Raw genomic sequence first — 18,546 nt, forward strand, 5'->3', positions numbered from 1 at the left:
TTCCTGCATGACCGACCGTCCCGACCTCACGAACCTTCCGTCCTACCGGCCGCCCCGCCGGTCGGTTTTCTCCGCGCGCAGGATCGCGCTGATGGCTTCGGTCGTCGCTGGCCTCGGGATTGCCGTCCACGGCTTCAGCCCGTCGACCTCGCCGAGCGAGCTGTTCTCCAGCCCGGCGCATGCGCAGGTCAACAACGAGGTCCGGAAGGTTGAGCGTCCGGTCGGATTCGCCGACATCGTCGAGCGCGTGAAACCGTCGGTGATCTCGGTGAAGGTCAATATCAAGGAGAAGACCGCGAGCAACGACGATGGCGATGATTCCTCCTCGCCGTTCCAGCCGGGCTCGCCGATGGAGCGCTTCTTCCGCCGCTTCGGCGGTCCGGATGGTTTCCCGGGCCAGAAGGGTGGCCGCGGCCGCGTTGTGCAGGGCCAGGGCTCCGGCTTCTTCATCTCCGCCGACGGTTTTGCCGTGACCAACAACCACGTGGTCGACGGCGCCGACAAGGTCGAGGTCACGACCGACGACGGCAAGACCTATACAGCCAAGGTGATCGGCACCGACCAGCGCACTGACCTCGCCCTCATCAAGGTCGAGGGCAGCTCGAACTTCCCGTTCGCCAAGCTCGCCGACAGCAAGCCGCGGATCGGCGACTGGGTGCTCGCGGTCGGCAATCCCTTCGGCCTCGGCGGTACCGTGACTGCGGGCATCGTGTCGGCCAGCGGCCGCGACATCGGCAACGGTCCCTATGACGATTTCATCCAGATCGATGCGCCCGTGAACAAGGGCAATTCCGGTGGTCCCGCTTTCGACACCAACGGCGAGGTGATGGGCGTCAATACCGCGATCTACTCGCCCTCCGGCGGCAGCGTCGGCATCGCGTTCTCGATTCCCGCGAGCACCGTGAAGAGCGTGGTGGCCCAGCTCAAGGACAAGGGCTCGGTCAGCCGCGGCTGGATCGGCGTCCAGATCCAGCCTGTCACCTCCGACATCGCCGACAGCCTCGGCATGAAGAAGGCCGAAGGCGCGCTGGTTGCTGAGCCGCAGGCGAACGGTCCGGCGGCCAAGGCCGGCATCGAGTCCGGTGACGTGATCACCTCGGTCAACGGTGAATCCGTCAAGGATGCCCGTGAGCTTGCCCGCACCATCGGCGGCATGGCGCCCGGCGCGACCGTGAAGCTCAACGTGCTGCACAAGGGCCAGGACAAGGTCGTGAACCTCACCCTCGGCCAGCTGCCGAACACGATCGAGGCCAAGGCCGACACCGACAAGGATAGCGGCAAGGGTGCGAGCCGTGGCACCGACGTGCCCAAGCTCGGCATGACCGTCGCGCCCGCCGACTCAGTGGCTGGCGCCGGCAAGGAAGGTGTCGTGGTCACCGAAGTCGATCCGAAGAGCGCCGCGGCCGAACGCGGCTTCAAGGAAGGCGACGTCATTCTCGAAGTCGGCGGCAAGAGCGTGAGCACCGCCGGCGAAGTCCGCGACGCCATCAACACGGCGCGGACCGACAACAAGAACAGCGTCCTGATGCGCGTGAAGAGCGGCGGCCAGTCGCGCTTCGTCGCCGTGCCCATCGCCAAGGGCTAAGCCTTCAGGAGGTCTACGAGATGAGGGGTGTCGCCGGCATCAGTCGCCCCCGCCGCCGACGCCCTTCGGGGGAGCAGCGTAAGGCCCGCTCCCCCAGCCTACCTTCCGGTGGAATTACGCCCCCCTCCGTCGGAAGGCCTAGGGCGGTGAGGTCCCCCCAGCTTCACCGCCCGCCTTTTTGCCTACCCAAGTCCCGTTTGCTTGGCTTGCATGCGATTGCCGCTCGCGCCATGTTCAGAGAAGGTTGACCCCCTTGACCGCCGCCGAACGCACGATGCGCCTCCTCATCATCGAAGACGACCGCGAATCCGCCGACTATCTCGTGAAGGCGTTTCGTGAAGTCGGACACATTGCCGACCACGCCGCCGACGGTGAGGAAGGCCTCGCCATGGCCGAGAGCGGCGATTACGACGTGCTGGTGGTCGACCGCATGCTGCCCAAGCGTGACGGCCTGTCCCTGATCGGCGCGTTGCGCGACAAGGGCGACTCGTCGCCGGTGCTGATTCTCTCCGCGCTCGGGCAGGTCGACGATCGCATCAAGGGTCTGCGCGCCGGCGGCGACGACTATCTGCCGAAGCCTTATTCCTTTGCCGAGCTGCTGGCCCGGGTCGAAGTGCTGTCACGGCGCCGCGGCGGTCCGGCCGAGGACACGCTCTACCGCGTCGGCGATCTCGAGCTCGACCGGCTGTCCCATCGCGTCGCCCGCGGCAAGGACGAGCTGACGCTCCAGCCGCGCGAATTCCGCCTGCTCGAATACCTCATGAAGCATGCCGGCCAGGTGGTGACGCGCACCATGCTGCTGGAGAACGTCTGGGACTACCATTTCGATCCGCAGACCAACGTGATCGACGTGCACATTTCGCGGCTGCGCTCCAAGATCGACAAGGGTTTTGAGCGGCCGCTGCTGCACACGATCCGCGGCGCCGGATACATGATCCGGGATGGGATACGTTAAAGCTTTGGATACTCTTCAATACGCAAGGCACTGAGCCAGAAGAATTTTGAAGCTTCCCCGGAAACGGCGGGGTCGATGAGAAATTCAGCGGTCGCGGCTTTGCGAGCCGCCGCGCATCAAGAGCGTGGTCAGGATTAGATGAAGGACGACTGCCGGCCACAGAAGGACGCCGCTCAATCCACCTGCGAAACCGAGGTAGGCCAAATATAGGGTGATGGCTCCGTTGTAGATCAACATGCCCGGCAGTGGCGGCCACCCCGGCCAACAGGCGATCCCCAAGGCAATCAGCGCAATGCCGGCGACACGCGCGACCGGCGTTGCGACACCGGAAAGCTGCTCGCCCAGCAACAACTGGCCAACCAGCGACGGCGCGATCAACAGCGCCAATCCCGTTGCAGCTTCGCTGATGGCGGCGAACGCCAATGCGCCTTTCATTTCTTCCCAACGTTCGCGGGTGGCTTTTGAGACTTCGACTCTTCAATGGGATCCGGCTCCGGCGCCGGCATAGGTCCAAGTTCTGCCTTGGCTTGCGCCGGGTCCTTCAACTCAGGTCCGAGCTTGAACGTCAGCTTGTTGATCTTGCCCGTGAACTTGAACGGAGGATCGTAGCGATACTCGAGCATCGCGACCCCGGTGCGGGTGTCCTGGCCGACGTCGAAGGTCTCGTCCTCGGGGAACGTGATCGGCGTACCGTGTTCTATGGATTTCCGGTCTACTTCTTTGCCATCCACTGAAAGTACGCCTGTACCGCCCTTGCCCAATCCCGGCCCATCCGACTTGAAGTCGAAGACGATGGTGTGCTTGCCCGCGCTCAACTCCGGTCCCGACCAGACCGTGCGCTTGAGGTTGAGCAGGTTGTAGAGGAACACGGGCTTACCCCGCCGAAGGCCCGCCACACCCTTGCTCAGAAGCAGCCCGTAGCCGCCGAAACGTCCGCCTTCGGTGACGATCATCCCTTCAGCGCCGCCGTTGGGAATCTCAACCTCGGCGGTGATGGCATAGGACTTGTTGAGGATGCTCGGCGCGGCGCTAGCCGGCACACCGGTCAGTTCGCCCGAATAGGTGAATACCGTCTGCCCGGCCGTTAGGCTTGGGCGCGGCGTATTCCAACGCGCGAGCGTCGTGTTATCGAGCGGGAGCACGTTGTACTTCTTCGCCTCGACATCAAAGACGGCTTGCAGCTCCTTGACCTTCTCCGGCATTTTGGCGGCCAGATCATTGAACTGGGTGGGGTCTTCCTGGACGTTATAGAGCTCCCACTTGTATCCCGTGATCACATCGGGCGGGGGCGCGCTGCTTAGCTCCCATGGAAGCGTGATCGGCGTCGTGGCCGCCACCCACCCATCGTGATAGATGGAGCGATTGCCGAGCATCTCGAAATATTGGGTCGTGTGCGTCGTCTTGGCATTGGCGTTCGCCTTGTCCCATGTGTACGCCATACTCACCCCTTCCATGGGGCTCTGTTTGATACCGTCGATCGTGTCAGGTTGCGAAATGCCGGTTGCTTCGAGGATGGTCGGAGCAATATCGATGACGTGATGGAATTGGCGACGGATACCTCCCACATCGTTGATATGGCCAGGCCAGGACATGGCGACGCCTTGGGCGGTCCCGCCAAAATGCGACGGCACTTGCTTGACCCACTTGAATGGAGTGTCCATCGCCCACGCCCAGGGCGCGGCAAAATGCGGGAAAGTCTTGTCCGAGCCCCAGAACGGATACCAGAGGTACTGAGCCTTCACCGGCACCGGGACACCATTGAAGGTCGTGAACTCGTTGGGCGTACCGTTGATCATGCCTTCGGCACTCGCGCCGTTGTCGCCGCCGATATAGATAATCAACGTGTTGTTGAGCTCTCCGAGGTCTTCGACGGCTTGAATGACGCGGCCGATCTCATGGTCGGTGTAGGCAAGGTAGGCGCCATAGACATCTGCCTGCTTGATGAAGAGCTTCTTCTCCAACTCGCCGATAGAATCCCATTGCGGCAATTCCTTCGGCCATGGCGTCAGCTTGGCGTGGTCGGGCATGATGCCCAACCGCTTCTGGTTGGCGAAGATCGTCTCCCGCAGCTTGTTCCAGCCTTGGTCGAACAGGTGCATGTCGCTGATCTTCTTGATCCAGTCCGGCGTCGGATGATGCGGCGCATGCGTGCCGCCGGGCACGTAATAAACGAAGAACGGCTTGTCGGGCGCGATCTCCTTGAGCTGTTTCACGTGCTGGATGGCTTCGTCGGCCATCGCGGTCGTCAGGTTCCAGCTGGGATTGTCCTGGAATGGATAAATCGCTGTGGTGTTGCGGAACAGATTCGGTTGCCACTGACTGGCATCGCCGCCGACAAAACCATAGAAATACTCGAAGCCCATGCCATTGGGCCATTGATTGAATGGCCCCGCCTGGCTCGATTGATATGAGGGCGTGTTATGGTTCTTGCCGAACCACGAGGTGGCGTACCCGTTCGCCTTCAGGGTGGTGCCGATGGTGCCCTTCTCGATCGGAATGATCGAGTCGTAACCTGGGAACCCCGTCGATATTTCGCCGACGACTCCGAAGCCGACCGAATGATGATTGCGGCCGGTGATGAGCGCCGCCCGCGTCGGTGAGCACAGCGAGGTGGAATGAAAATTGGTGTAGCGCAGGCCCTGCGCAGCGATACGATCCATCGCGGGCGTGGGGACAACGCCGCCGAAGGTGCTCGGCGCTCCGAAACCCTGGTCGTCGGTCATGATGAGCAACACATTGGGCGCGCCCTTCGGCGGTACGACACGCGGTGCCCACCACGCCTTCGACTCCGAGGCTCTCTCGTTGATGACCCCTCCGAATTCTGGAGGCGGCGGCGGAAGCAGCTTGCCGTCAATTGTCGTCGTGGCTGCGGGCGAGCCTGGGGTACCCGTGACCTGCTGAGCCGACGCGGAGATGCAACCGAGGGCGAGAACACTTGCTGTGGTCGCAAGGGTGCGGCAACGGATTTTCATATTCCGACCTCCCGCAGTCCATTTGGCGGGTTGAGGCTGTCACCGCTAACCGATACCTGCTTGATTTAGGTCAAATGTGCCGGTTGGGCTGGGCCAGAGATCCCGATACCATTCCGCCGGATTCGCCGCCGTCTCACCGCTCCCGCAAGCTCTCCTGCCCATACCGGATCAGCGGCGACACCAGATAGCTGATGATCTTCCTTGTGCCGGTCTTGATCTCGACGGTTACGGCCATGCCGGGCGCGAGGTTGACGGTGCGGCCGTCGATGTCCATTTGCGAGCGGTCGAGCGAGACGCGGGCGGAGTAAACCAGCTCCTGGCCCTTGGGTTCACTGGATGATGTGTCGGTGCCGGCCGGCGTGTCGCCGGGCTTTTCCGGCGGTTTCTGGCGGACGATGGCGTCCTGGGAGACGCTGAGCACCTTGCCCTGGCGCAGGCCGTAGCGGGTGAAGCTGAAGGTGTCGACCTTGATCGCGGCGTCCTCGCCGGGGTTGACGAAGCCGATGTCGCGGTTCGAGATCATCGCCTCGATCTCGAGGCCACCGCTGGTGGGCACCACCACCATCAGCGTCTGAGCCGGCGTCACCACGCCGCCGACCGAGTGCACGGCGAGCTGCTGGACGATGCCGTCCTCCTGCGCGGCAAGGCGGAGCAGGCTGGTGCGCTGCTCGGCCTTGACGATGTCCTGGCGCAGGCCAGCCGCCTTCTGCTCGGCTTTCGCAAGCTCGTCGAACAGGCCGCGCTGATATTCCGCCTCGGTGCGCCGCAGCGTCTCCTCGATGCCTCCAACGGCGGCATCCGCCTCGGCATAGTGGCTCTTCTGGACCAGCAATTCCTGCTGTTGCGCGACCAGGTCCTGCGTTTCCGTGAGGTATTGCAGTTTGGAGCCGAACTCGCGGTCGACGAGATATTTTCGTACATCGACCCGCTGCTGCATGATGGGAATGAGCGCGCTGATCTTGCCGATCGTGGCCTCGCTGGTCGAACGCTCCGCTTTCTTCTGCGTGCCCTGCCATTCGAGCGAGGTGATCTTGGACGCCTGCTCGGCGGCCTGCGAGGCCAGGAAACGCTTTGCGGTGCGGATCTGATCGGAGGTCGCGCGCGCGGGCGCGATGAATTTGGCTGGATCGCCGCCGGCAAGCGCGGCGTGCAGACGTGCGATGTCGAGCTCGCTCGCCAGCAGATCGCTCTGGAGATGGCCGAGCTCGGCCTGACTCATGGTGGGATCGAGCTCGATCAGGAGGTCGCCGGCCTTGACGCGCTGACCGTCCTGCACGTGGATGGCGCGCACGACCGCGGTCTCGAACGGCTGGATCACCTTGGTGCGGCCGTCGGGGACGATCTTGCCGGTCGCGGTCGCGATGATGTCGACCGTGCCGATGCTGGCCCACACCAGCGCGATCAGAAACACCGCCGAGATCGACGCGGAGATGGCGCGGCCGATCGGCGAAGGCGGGGTCTCGACGATCTCGAGCGCCGCGGGGAGGAACGCCAGCTCGTCGCGCGTGCGCGTCGGGCTGCGCAGCGAGGCCATCATCGCCTTAGCCGACTTCATGGATGCCTGCCTGGACACGATGCAGCGTGGCGTAGCGGCCGCCGCTGCGGATCAGCTGGTCGTGCGAACCGTCCTCGACGATACGGCCACGCTCCACGGTGATGATGCGGTCCGCGGTACGCACGGTCGACAGACGGTGGGCGATGATCAGAACGGTACGGCCCGCCGTGATCTCGCGCATGTTGTGCTGGATGATGCGCTCGCTTTCATAGTCGAGCGCGCTCGTTGCTTCGTCGAAGATGAGAACGCGCGGATTGGTCGTCAGCGCGCGTGCGATCGCGATGCGCTGGCGCTGGCCGCCGGACAGCGTGCTGCCGCGCTCGCCGATGACGGTGTCGTAGCCATCCTGGAGTTCGAGGATGAAATCGTGTGCGCCGGCGAGCTTTGCCGCGGCCACGACGCGCTCCATCGGCAGCGCGGGGTCGGCCAGCGCAATGTTGTCGCGCACCGAGCGGTTGAACAGCATGTTCTCCTGCAGCACGACGCCGACCTGCCGGCGCAGCCAGGTCGGGTCGACCGCCGCAAGGTCGTTGCCGTCGACCAGCACGCGGCCGCTCTCGGGGAGATAGAGCCGCTGGATCAGTTTTCCGAGCGTGCTCTTGCCGGAGCCGGAGGTGCCGACGATGCCGACGATCTGGCCGGCCGGAATCTTCAGGGTGATGTCGCTCAGGATCTGCGGTCCGTCGACGCGATAGCGGAAGCCGACATGCTCGAAGGTGATGTCGCCACGGATGGCAGGCAACGCCGCGCGCCCCGGGCGATGGGTCGGCTCGGGCACGGTGTTGAGGATGTCGCCGAGCCGCTCGACCGACAGCCGCGCCTGGTGGAAATCCTGCCAGAGCTGGGCGAGCCGCAGCACCGGTGCGGTGACACGTCCCGACAGCATGTTGAAGGCGACGAGCTCGCCGACCGTGAGGTTACCGTCGATGACCAGCTTGGCGCCGAAATAGAGCAGGATCGCCATGTTGATCTTGCTGACGAACTGAACGGCCTGGCTTGCAACATTGCCGAGATTGACCACGCGAAAGCTCGAGGCGACGTAGCCGGCAAGCTGCTCTTCCCAGCGCTTCTGCATCTGCGGCTCGACCGCCATCGCCTTCAAGGTCTCGACGCCGGTGACGCTCTCGACAAGGAACGACTGGTTCTCCGCGCCGCGCTTGAACTTCTCGTCGAGACGGTAGCGGAACAGCGGCGTGGCGCCGGCCGAGATGACGATGTAGAGCGGGAACGACGCCAGCACGATCGCGGTCAGCAGCGGCGAGTAGAACGCCATCAGGCCGAGGAAGACGAAGGTGAAGAACAGGTCGATCACCAGCGTCAGCGCCGAGCCGGTGATGAAGTTGCGCAAATTCTCCAGCTCGCGCACCCGCGCGACGGTGTCGCCGACCCGCCGCGCCTGGAAATAGGACAGCGGCAGCGCCAGCAGGTGGTGGAACAGCCGCGCGCCGAGCTCGACGTCGATGCGGTTGGTCGTGTGCGAGAACAGGTAGGTGCGGAGCGCGCCGAGCACGACCTCGAAGATCGAGATCGCGACGATGCCTGCGACCAGCACATCCAGCGTGCCGAGGCTGCGATGCACCAGCACCTTGTCGATCACCACCTGGAAGAACAGCGGCGACACCAGCGCGAAGATCTGGAGGAAGAACGAGGCGAGCAGCACTTCGCCGAGCAGGCCGCGATAGCGGTTGACCGCGCCCATGAACCAGGTGATGTCGAAGCGCCGCGACAGATCGGCGAGGCCGGCGCGCTTGGTCATCAGCACGATGCGGCCGTCCCAGAGCACCTCGAACTGCGCCTTGGTCAGCATCTGCGGCCGCGGCGAGCCCGGATATTGCACGATGGCCTTGCCGTCGCCGGCCTTGCCCAGGATCAGGAAGCCGCCGTCGCGCAAGGGGACGATGGCGGGCAGCGGCGTCTTGTCGAGCCGGTCCCAGCTCGTCTTCACCACGCGCGCCTTGATGTTGAACTGCCTGGTACAGCGCAGCATCTCGGTGGTGCCGATCACGGTGACGCCGAGCTGATGGCGGAGCTGCTCCGGCTCGGCGGGCACACCGAGGAATTGGAGCATCATGACGAGCGCGGTCAGGCCGGGGTCGGCCGGCGGCTTCGGCACGGCCTGCACCGGCGGCTCCTTCGGCTGCTCTTTGGCGGCCGGGTCGCGTGAAATGGTCTCGTTCGGGCTCATTGGAAGCAAATATCCGCGGTCATCGGGTCCGGACGATTTCACGGACGGGGGTCCCGCCGGTCGGCAGGGCGGCCGATAGCTAACGCGGCTATGTTACGGTTTGATAACTATGTCGGACCGCTCACATAACGGTCGGATTTGGCGTTCTGCGGCGGGATGCGGGACGGCGGGAGGCAAGTTGACCTCCCGCCGCGATCGCATGACGCACCGGGGCGGGACCCCGGTGCGCAGATCGTATTGGCCGATCAGCCGTGGCTGGCCAGCGTGGGCTGCTGCTGCGTCGTGTCCGAAGGCACGAGGCTGCTCTCGCCGGCGTCCGGGACGATGCTCGCCGACTGCTGCACCAGCAGGGACAGCGAGATCGCCGATCCGCCGTGGCCGTCGTCGGTGACGTTGAGCTCGGTGCCGGACTGAACGCCCGCGAACTGGTAGGTGTGGCTGCCCGAGTTCGTGGCGAGCGTCAGTGTCGTACCGTCGAAGGTGAACGACGAGACCGACGTGTTGAGCAGGTCGATCGTGTCGCCGAGTTCGAAGTTCGACACCGTGCCGGTCAGGCCGGAAGCGTTCTCGAGCGTCAACGTTGCAGCCGAGCCGGCGAAGTCGACGCCGTTCTGGACGCCTCCGGCGAAGACATGCTCGACCCCGCCCGCAAGGTGGGTGTTGTCGGCGGTGCCTGCGACGTCGAGTTCGCCGCTGTTGAGCGTCGTGTTGGACGCCGTTCCGATCACGAACCCGACTCCGCCGTTGATCGTCGTGGACGCGGCCGAGCCGCCGGCGTCGACATAGAGCAGGCCGCCGCCGTTGACCGTCGTCGCCGTCACCGATCCGCCCGCGCCAATGTACGAATTGCCGCCGTTCTCGATCACGGTGTTCGCGGCGATGCCGCCGTCCAGCACCTGCTGGTTGCCGCTGAGGTTCGTGCCGGAGACGGTGGCATGGTAGACGTCCTGGAAGCCGCCAGCCGCAACGATCGTGCCGGTCGCGCTGCCGCCGTGGTAGACGTGCTGCGCGCCGCCGTTCTTGACGGTCACACCGGTCGCGACGCCGCCGCCCAGCGAGTTGCCGCCACCGACCGAGCCACCGGTTGCCGTGCCGTCGACATACTGGAAGCCGCCGTCGATCACGGTGTCGCTGGCCGACCCGCCGGCATCGATGTATTGGAAGCCGCCGGTTTTGACCAGCGTGCCGGCGCTGGTGCCGCCATCGCCGACATACTGGTAGCCGCCGCTATAGACCGTGGTGTCGATGGCCGTTCCGCCCGCCAGCACCTGCTGGTTGCCGCTGAGGCTGACGTTGGTGACGGTCGAGTTCGAGTAGACGTCCTGGTAGCCGCCGGCCTCGACGGTCGAACCGTTCGCGCTGCCGCCGAAGTAGACGTGCTGCTGGCCGCCCGCGTGAACAATGGTATCGTTCGCGGTGCCGTAGTCGTACTGCACGCCGCCGCTACGGATGTCGGTATGCTCAGTGGTCGCGCCGTTGAGGACGTCGACGACGCCGCCATTGCCGATCGTGATCTGGCCGGAGACGTTACCGCCGGTGACGACATCGAGAGTGCCGTCACCGAGCACGACATAGCCCTGCGAGGTCGTCGATGCGCCCGTGACCGAAACCGCGCCGGTCGAGACCAGCGTCGGCGCCGCGAAGACGGTCGAGGTGCCGGCGTTGCCGGCTGCATCGATGGTCTTGGCGGTCAGGTTGTTGGCGCCTTCCACCAGCGTCAGGCCGGCGAGGCTCCAGGAGCCGTTGGCGCCAGCCGTGGTGGTGCCGACCAGGGTCGCACCGTCGTAGACCGAGACCAGAAGGCCGGCTTCGGTGGTGCCGCTCACCGTGAAGGTGGGCAGGTTGGCAGTGTCGAGCGTCACGCCGGTGACGCCGACGGCCGGGGCAACCGTGTCCACGGTCACGTTGATCGCGGAGGCGGCATCGCTCACGGCGCCGGTCGTATCGGTGACCTTCGCAGTGATGGCGTGGGCCGCGTTGCCGAGCACGCCGGTCTGGATGTCGACGTAGCCGCGCGCGATGTCGGCTAGCGAGAGCGTGACTGCCGAGCCGATCGCGGTCTGGCCGTCGAACAGCTGCACGACGTCGCCGGCAAAGTTGCTGCCGGTTGCGATGCGGACCGTCAGGTTGGTGTCGTTGGTGCTGGCGCCGTTGGCGAGCGCGCCGCTGTTGGGCGAGACGTCATCGGTGACCGACACGATGGTCGGTGCGGTCGGGGCGTTCGAGAGGTTGAAGACCTGCGCGGTGATGCCGTAGGAGGAGTTGTCACCAAGCGTCTGGCTGAAGTCCTGCCAGCTGATGACGAAGCCGCCATTGGCGAGCGCCGAGACGGTCGGATAGTACTGATAGCTGTTGGTCTGCGAGTTGACGATGTACTCGCCGCCGATCTTGTTGCCGGCCGTATCATAGACCTGCGCCTTGATGCCGGAGCCGCTGCCGTCGGCAGTTCCTTCGTCCGACCAGGTCACGACGAAGCCGCCGCCGGTCAGTGCGGTGATGCTCGAAAAGCCCTGGTTGCCGCCGGTCTGGGTGTTGACCTGGAATTCCGAGCCGACCTTGCTGCCGCCAGCCGTGAAGACCTGCGCGCGGATTTCGCCGCTGGTGTCCTCGAAGCTGATGACGAAATTGCCGTTGGCAAGACCGGTCACGCCGGCAACCATGCGGCTGTTGTAATAAGCGGTATCGACGGTGAATTCGGAGCCGACCTTGGTCGCGCCGCTCGCACCCGGGTGGAACACCTGGCCGCGGACTTCCCAATTGCCGGTGCGGAAATCGTTCCAGGTGACGACGAAGTCGCCGTTGCTGAGCGTTGCTATCGAGGCGCGCTCCTGATCGAAGTTGGCGCTGGTGGAGTTGACGAGGAATTCGGAGCCGACCTTGGCGCCGTTCGCGTCATAGACCTGGGCCTTGATGTCGGGCGCGACGCTGCCCTGGTTGGTCCAGGCGACGACGAAGCCGCCATTGGGCAGGCCGGTGATGGCGGGCGTATTCTGGTTGTTGGCGGTGACGGAGTTGATGAGGAATTCGCCGCCGACCGGGGCGCCGTTCGCGCCGTAGATCTGGGCCTTGATGTCGCCGCTCGTGGAGTTCTGGTCCTGCCAGGAGACGACGAAGCCGCCGTTGCTGAGGCCGGTCACGACCGGGGAGGCCTGCGAGCCGTTGGTCTGGGTGTTGACGAGGAATTCGCCGCCGACCTTGCTGCCGTCGGCCGCATAGAGCTGGGCATGGACGGCGGAGCCGCTGGCGTCGCCGAGCGTGCTGCTGCCGCTGGTGGAGCCGGCGAGGCCGTCCTGCCAGGTGACGACGAAGCCGCCATTGGTGAGGCCGGTAATGGAGGGATACCACTGGCTGCCAGCCGTCTGGCTATTGACCTGAAATTCGGTACCTATTTTTACGACGGTGGTCATAACATACCTCAAGTGATGCTAAAGAAGCGCTGAAGGGCTGAATTCCGCGCTGCGACCGCCTGTTGCGGAGGCATGCGCCGAACCTGCACGGGCTCTAAACGATCTATTTATGATATTTTATGATACATTTTTGCGCGGTATGCGGCATTTTGTCCGGAATAACGTTATATCAATGATATGAGGAGGTTCCGCGGGTGCAGCCGAGGCGGGTGCTCCAAATGGTATGCAATCTGGCGCTGGGCATGCCTCCCGCATAGGCAGGCGTGACTGGAGCCGTGTCGCACGGCCCGCGTTGCGGATGAACGTGCTCGCGCGCTGCCCCTCGATGGCGCGCGACCTGTTGCGTCTGAGATTTGATGAGCGAAGAGTGGCGAGGCTTGCGCCGATGGCCTTGGCCGGAGCAGGGCTCGACAGCCGAGGAAGCTGTACCGGGACTTGTCCCGGTACAGCAACGTCGTCTCAGGTCAGCTCTGGGCGTGAACGAGCGAGGCGCTCTCGGGATCAGAGCTTTGCTGCGTGATCGCGCCTTCGCCAGCATCCGGGACCAGGCTCGCCGAGAACTGCGAGAGCAGCGACAGCGACACGGACGTGCCGCCATGGCCGTCGGAGGCGACGTTCAACGCGGTGCCGGCCTCGACGCCTGCGAACTGATAGGCGAGGGAGCCATTGCCGGTGATCAGCGTGAGCGTCGCGCCATCGAATTCGTACGAGCTCACAGCGAGGTTGCGGAAGTCGATGACGTCGCCGACCTCGAAATTCGAGATCGTGCCGGTCAGGCCGGACGCGTCCTCGAGATAGAGCGTCGAAGCCGTGCCTGCGAAATCGACGCCGTTCTGGACGCCGCCGGCATAGACGTATTCGGCGCCGCCGGCGAGATGCGTGTTGCTCGCCGTGCCCGCGACATCGAACTCACCACTGTTGACAGTCGCGTTCGAGGCGGTGCCCGCCACGAAGACGAAGCCGCCGTTGACCGTCGTGGAGGCCGCCGAACCGCCAACGTCCACATACTGTAGGCCGCCGGCGTTGACCGTCGTTCCCGTCGCCGAAGCGCCGGAGCCGATATATTCGCTGCCACCGGACAGGACCACCGTGTCGGTCGAACTGCCGGTGCCGAGAACCTGAAGGCCGCCGCTGACCTGGCTGCTCTGCACGGTGCCGCTGTTGACCTGCTGGAAGCCGCCGGCCTGCACGGTCGTCGTGATCGCGGTGCCGTCCAGCACGATGTGCTGAATGCCCCCGCTGTTGACGGTGGTGTTGTTGGTCGTTCCGGCGACTTCCTGGACGCCGCCGCCGAACACGACGGTGTCGTTGCCGGTGCCGAGCACGTATTGATTGCCGCCATTGTTGATCGCGGTGCCATTGGCGGTGCCGTCGGTGCCGACATATTGCAGGCCGCCCGACGAGACGATGGTGCCATTGGTGGTGCCGCCGGCCGCCACGAACTCGTTACCGCCGTTGACGATGACCGTCGCATAGGTCACGCCGCCGACATGCACCTGCTGGAAGCCGGCGAGCGTCGTTCCGGTGACGGTGGCGTTCATGACGTCCTGGTAACCGCCGGCGCTGATCACGACGTTACTGGCGGTGCCGCCATAGACGTGCTGGGTGCCGCCGTTGGAGATGACGACGCCGTTGGCCGTGCCGTAATTGTACTGCACACCGCCGGCGATGGTCGAGTTGTTGGCGGTGCCGCCGGCCTCGATCATGATGACAGTGCCGGGGCCGACCGCGGTCGCGCCGGACACGACGCCGCCGCTGGCGACGTCGAGCGTGCCCGAGACGACGATGTAGGTCGTGGTGGTGGGGGCGGAGATCGTTGTCGTGCCGCCAAATACAACTTGAGTGGTCATTGATGCCTCAAATGAGCGCTAATGGGGATGGTCGCGATGATGATACAACTCGGAATGGGAATCATTCCGTAGCTAATGATATATTTTGTATCATAACGCGCGAATAATGTTATAGTGATGTTCAGAACAAGAAGGTGCGGCGAAACGTCGGACGTCTTGCGAGGTCATGCGGACTGTTGCGCATGACCGGCGACCGCGCGGCGCGCCGTGGCCGAGAGGCTGGTCTTCAGGGTCGCTCTACGGGGAATTAACGCTCGACGGGAAAAGCCGGCGGCTTCGGTTGCTCGGAGCCAAAGGCCACCCAGACGTTCGGGTCGGTGGCGCTTTGCCGCGACAGGTAGCGGTATTTGGTCTCGTACCAGAACAGGATTTCCGGGGTCTGGTTGTCGAGGATCATCTCGCCGCGGTCGGAGCGGACGGTGAGTACGGCGTGACGACCTTTGGCCGGACCCGGCTCCTCGACCGTTGTGATCAGGAGCGATCCCTGCGGCCAGCCCAACTTAGCGAGCATCTTGCGCTTGAGCAGGACGATGTCCTCGCAATCGCCGCGATCGAGCGGAAGCGTCCAGCGTTCGGCCTTGCCGTAAAGCGCGTCATCGCTGGTCCAGGCGACGCGATCATTGACGTATTTGTTCGTCTCGTAGAGCTGCTGAAGCAGTTCGGGCGTGAGCACGACGTCCCGGGCCTGATCAGCGCCGGGCCGGCAGTCCTCGGCATTCTCGGCGCAGAACTGTTGCCAGCCGGACGGTGCCTTGGTCGCAGCGCCGATCGCAGCAAACAGGGTGGGGCGGGCCAGGAAAGCATGGGCCGGCAGCGCCATCGACAGGCAGGCCGCGGCAAGGCCGGCGGCCGCCAGCGTCGTCAGTCTCTGCTTTGCGTTGCGATTTCCCGCCATGTCGTGCCCCGACGCTCCCTGTGCAGGGGACGTTGGCAGAGACAGCTCGCGATCCGACTAAGCTATTGCTTCAAATTGTACCGATCCGCGCGATGTCGGCCGGGCCGGCGGCGGTGATGGTATGATTTTCGTTAAGGCAGGCGTTACGCCGTCACATCATCGATATGACGGCATTCCGCCGCGGCTTGCGGCCCCCGCCGTCGATCAGAACGGCGACTCCCCGGGCCAGCGCAGCGCGTGCCATTGGCCGGCCGCGATCTGGCCGCGGCTCATCTTCGAGGCGACCGCATTGCGCAGCTTTGCAAAATTCTCGCGCGTTTTCCTCGGTGCATGCGCAGCCGCGAGGTTCAGCCATTTGTAGGCGGCGACGTCGTCCTGCGGCACGCCCTGGCCCTTGTCGTAGGCGAGGCCGAGCAGATATTGCGACGTGGTGTCGCCTTGCTCGGCGGCCAGCCTGTACCAGTAGCCGGCGGCGTCATAGGCCTGCGGCAGGCCTTGTCCCGTCGCGTACATGAAGCCGACCATCCCTTGCGCGCGGGCATTGCCGCGCTCGGCCTGCGGCAACAGCAGACGGGCAGCGGTATTGTAGTCGCCGCGGTTGAAGGCGCCGGTTCCAGCGCCGAGGGAATCTGCGTGGGCGATGCTTGTCGAGGCAAGTCCCAGCACGATGGCGGCAATCAAGAGTCTGCTGGACCTGATCATGTGAACCGCTCCTCGGGCAATTTGTACTGGCTCAGCGGTAGGTCGTCGGCGCGGGCCTCGGCCCGATCGCGTTGATCGTACCGCGCAGCTTGGTGCGCAGCTCCTCGGCAACGAAATGAGCATCGGCGCCGTCGCGGATGATCTGCGGCCGGATGAAGATGATAAGCTCGGTGCGCTTGACCTGCTTGTCCGTCTGTCCGAACACGGCTTCGCCGAGGCCGGGAATCTGGTCGAGGCCCGGAATGCCCGCGCGGCTCTTGGTCTGGGTGTCGCTGATCAGGCCCGCCAGCAGGACCGTCTGTCCGCTGGCGACCGCGACCGAGCTGCGCACCTTGCGGGTCGACACCGTCGGCGTCAGCGAGTTGGTCGACGTCGAGGACGACCCTGACGACGAGTTGCTGACCGGATTGGAGATCTCCTGCTCGACATCGAGCCTGACATTGCCGTTGGCATTGATCCGCGGCACCACGCGCAGAATGATGCCGGTGCTGCGGTAGTCGGTCGTGTTGGCGATGGTGTTGTTGCCGGTCAGCACGGTTGCGCTTCCGGTCTGGATCGGGATCTCGTCGCCGACCTGGAGGGTCGCGACCTGGTTATCGATCACGACCACGGACGGGTTCGACAGCACCTTGACGTCGGTGATCGCATGCAGCGCGTTGAGCACGGCGCGCGGCGTCTGCGCCGAGCCGACCAGGAAGTTGAAGCCGGGGATGGCGCGCTGGAGCACGACATCGGCTGCCGCCGCGGCGACCGACGTTGCGCCGTTAAAGCCCACCGAGCCGGTGTTGGGCTTCAGGCCGACATCGCGGCTCATGATGTAGGACTGGATACCGTACTGGAGATCGTCGGTCAGCGTCACCTCGGCGATGGTGGCGTCGATGGCGACCTGGAGCTGCGGCTGGTCGATCTCCTTGATGGTCTGCTCGATGATCCGGTACTGTTCCTGGCTCGCATAGATCAATAGCGTGTTGTTGACACTGTCGGCAGTGATGCGGACACCGTCGAGAACGTTGCCGGGACCTGTGCCGCCGCGGCCTGAATTCTGTCCTGTGGAGGAGTTGTCGAACAGGCTGCCGCCGCCTTGCGAAGCGGATGATGAACCGTAGGCGGCCTGATTGCCGGTGGACGCGTCGGAAGCACCCGCGCTTGCGGCGCGTCCGCCTGAATTCGAGCCAAAGCCGCTGCTCGACTGATTGGGCGAGGCCGACAGGCGGCTGAGCGCAGAGCCGCCGCTCGAGCTCGAGGCGAGGCCGGATCCTGGTGCGACCTGTCCGCCGGGGCTGTCGAGCTGAGAGGCGGACGAGCCGGAAGAGCTGCTCGAACCGAAGACGTCGTTGAGCACCCGCGCGATCTGCCGGGCGTCGCCGAACTTCACGCGGTAGACGTGGACCGCGGAGCGGCCTGTATTGGTGGTGTCGAGGCGGCGGATCCAGGTCTCGACACGGTTCAACAGCTCCGGCTTCCGTGTCACCGCGAGCACCGCGTTCATCCGGGCGATCGACTGGAATTTAATCACGTTCTGCGTCATGCCGCCTTCGCCGGAATCGACAATTTTTTCGAGCTCGGCGATGATCGGTCCCGGATTGCTGTTCTGCACCGGGAAGATGCCGACCGATTGTCCCTTCAAGAAGTCCGCATCGAAGCTCAGCACGAGATCGACCGCGTTGCGGCGCTCGCTGCCGGAGCCCTGGATCAGGATCAGGTTGCGGCTGGTGTCGGCGCGGATCATGCCCTGCTTGGTGGCAAAACTGTCGACCAGCTTGATGACGGTCTGCGCCGAGACATATTGCAGCGGCACGATCGTTATACCGTAACCCGGTGTCATGCGATCGGAGGCGTCCGCACCGCCGACGCCGACCGCGTCGCCCTGCGGCATCAACCGGTAGCCGGTATCGTCCCGCACCAGCGCGACGCCGCCGATCCGCAGCGCGTTTTCGAGCGCGAAGACGACGTCTGATTTGGGGATCGGGCGGCCCGAGGAGAGGCTGATATTACCCTGGACGCGCGGATCGATGACGTAGCCGACGCCGAGGATGTCGCCGAGCACGATCTTGGCGACGGACGCGACCGGCGAATTGTCGAAGTTGAGCTCGAACCGGTCGGTGCTGACCGCCGCTTGCTGCGAGGAGGTGGCGGTTGGCGCATCGTCGCTGGCAACCGCAGCGTAGATCGCGGTCTTGGCGCGGGGGCCGGTCGAGAGCTCGCGCTGCGGCAACTGGTTCGGATAGCGCGGCAACAGGTCAACCGAGCGGACCTTGTCGAAGACATCCGGATCCTTGGTGTCGGCATCGGCGATGCCGCTCACCGTGTTGCACGATCCGAGCAATACGCAGATGGCAGCGCATTGGACAACCAAGCCGATCCGGAATGTTGCTCGGCTCACTGGACTGCCTCACTCACGCGCCGCCCGCTGTTGTTCCCGTCGAGGCGGGGCGGGCCG

11 protein-coding genes are annotated in these 18,546 nt (G+C 64.6%); 2 read left to right on the top strand and 9 right to left on the bottom strand.

All coding sequences use genetic code 11. The annotated features are described in order from the left end of the window. The first annotated feature begins 7 nt into the window (after positions 1 to 7). The gene (locus AB7535_RS06355) at positions 8 to 1,585 is read left to right on the top strand and encodes a Do family serine endopeptidase (RefSeq protein WP_028149896.1); all 1,578 of its coding nucleotides are present in this window, start codon (positions 8 to 10) and stop codon (positions 1,583 to 1,585) included. Between the two features lie 274 nt (positions 1,586 to 1,859). Continuing rightward, positions 1,860 to 2,540 carry a response regulator transcription factor gene (locus tag AB7535_RS06360; protein WP_063986547.1) on the top strand — a complete coding sequence of 227 codons (681 nt, stop codon included), beginning with the start codon at positions 1,860 to 1,862 and terminating at the stop codon, positions 2,538 to 2,540. Positions 2,541 to 2,624: 84 nt separating this feature from the next. On the opposite strand, the gene AB7535_RS06365 is transcribed toward AB7535_RS06360, so the two are convergent. The 9 genes from AB7535_RS06365 to gspD form a co-directional block, all read right to left on the bottom strand. After that, a complete protein-coding gene (locus AB7535_RS06365) occupies positions 2,625 to 2,975 on the bottom strand; it encodes a hypothetical protein (protein ID WP_085402745.1) in 351 nt (116 codons plus the stop codon). After that, positions 2,972 to 5,512 (bottom strand): arylsulfatase, encoded by a 2,541-nt coding sequence (locus AB7535_RS06370; protein ID WP_354112443.1) that lies wholly within the window; start codon positions 5,510 to 5,512, stop codon positions 2,972 to 2,974. The genes AB7535_RS06365 and AB7535_RS06370 overlap by 4 nt, the downstream gene beginning before the upstream one ends. Before the next feature lie 133 nt (positions 5,513 to 5,645). Then, positions 5,646 to 7,067 carry an HlyD family type I secretion periplasmic adaptor subunit gene (locus AB7535_RS06375; RefSeq protein ID WP_085402747.1) on the bottom strand — a complete coding sequence of 474 codons (1,422 nt, stop codon included), beginning with the start codon at positions 7,065 to 7,067 and terminating at the stop codon, positions 5,646 to 5,648. Next, positions 7,054 to 9,252 carry a type I secretion system permease/ATPase gene (locus AB7535_RS06380; protein WP_085402748.1) on the bottom strand — a complete coding sequence of 733 codons (2,199 nt, stop codon included), beginning with the start codon at positions 9,250 to 9,252 and terminating at the stop codon, positions 7,054 to 7,056. The genes AB7535_RS06375 and AB7535_RS06380 overlap by 14 nt, the downstream gene beginning before the upstream one ends. A 245-nt stretch (positions 9,253 to 9,497) precedes the next feature. Beyond that, complete coding sequence (locus AB7535_RS06385; protein ID WP_354112444.1) at positions 9,498 to 12,659, bottom strand: AIDA repeat-containing protein; 3,162 nt, start codon at positions 12,657 to 12,659, stop codon at positions 9,498 to 9,500. Positions 12,660 to 13,123: 464 nt separating this feature from the next. Further along, positions 13,124 to 14,509 (bottom strand): AIDA repeat-containing protein, encoded by a 1,386-nt coding sequence (locus tag AB7535_RS06390; protein WP_085402750.1) that lies wholly within the window; start codon positions 14,507 to 14,509, stop codon positions 13,124 to 13,126. Positions 14,510 to 14,756: 247 nt separating this feature from the next. Further along, a complete protein-coding gene (locus AB7535_RS06395; protein WP_071915607.1) occupies positions 14,757 to 15,404 on the bottom strand; it encodes a transglutaminase-like cysteine peptidase in 648 nt (215 codons plus the stop codon). 204 nt (positions 15,405 to 15,608) lie between these two features. Next, a complete protein-coding gene (locus AB7535_RS06400; protein ID WP_085402751.1) occupies positions 15,609 to 16,106 on the bottom strand; it encodes a tetratricopeptide repeat protein in 498 nt (165 codons plus the stop codon). A 31-nt stretch (positions 16,107 to 16,137) separates the two neighbouring features. Continuing rightward, entirely contained in the window at positions 16,138 to 18,411 is a 2,274-nt protein-coding gene (gene gspD / locus AB7535_RS06405; protein WP_245344174.1) for a type II secretion system secretin GspD, read from the bottom strand. Positions 18,412 to 18,546 lie beyond the last annotated feature (135 nt).

The sequence above is a fragment of the Bradyrhizobium sp. 956_D2_N1_4 genome, from assembly GCF_052076025.1.
GTDB classification, from domain to species: domain Bacteria; phylum Pseudomonadota; class Alphaproteobacteria; order Rhizobiales; family Xanthobacteraceae; genus Bradyrhizobium; species Bradyrhizobium barranii.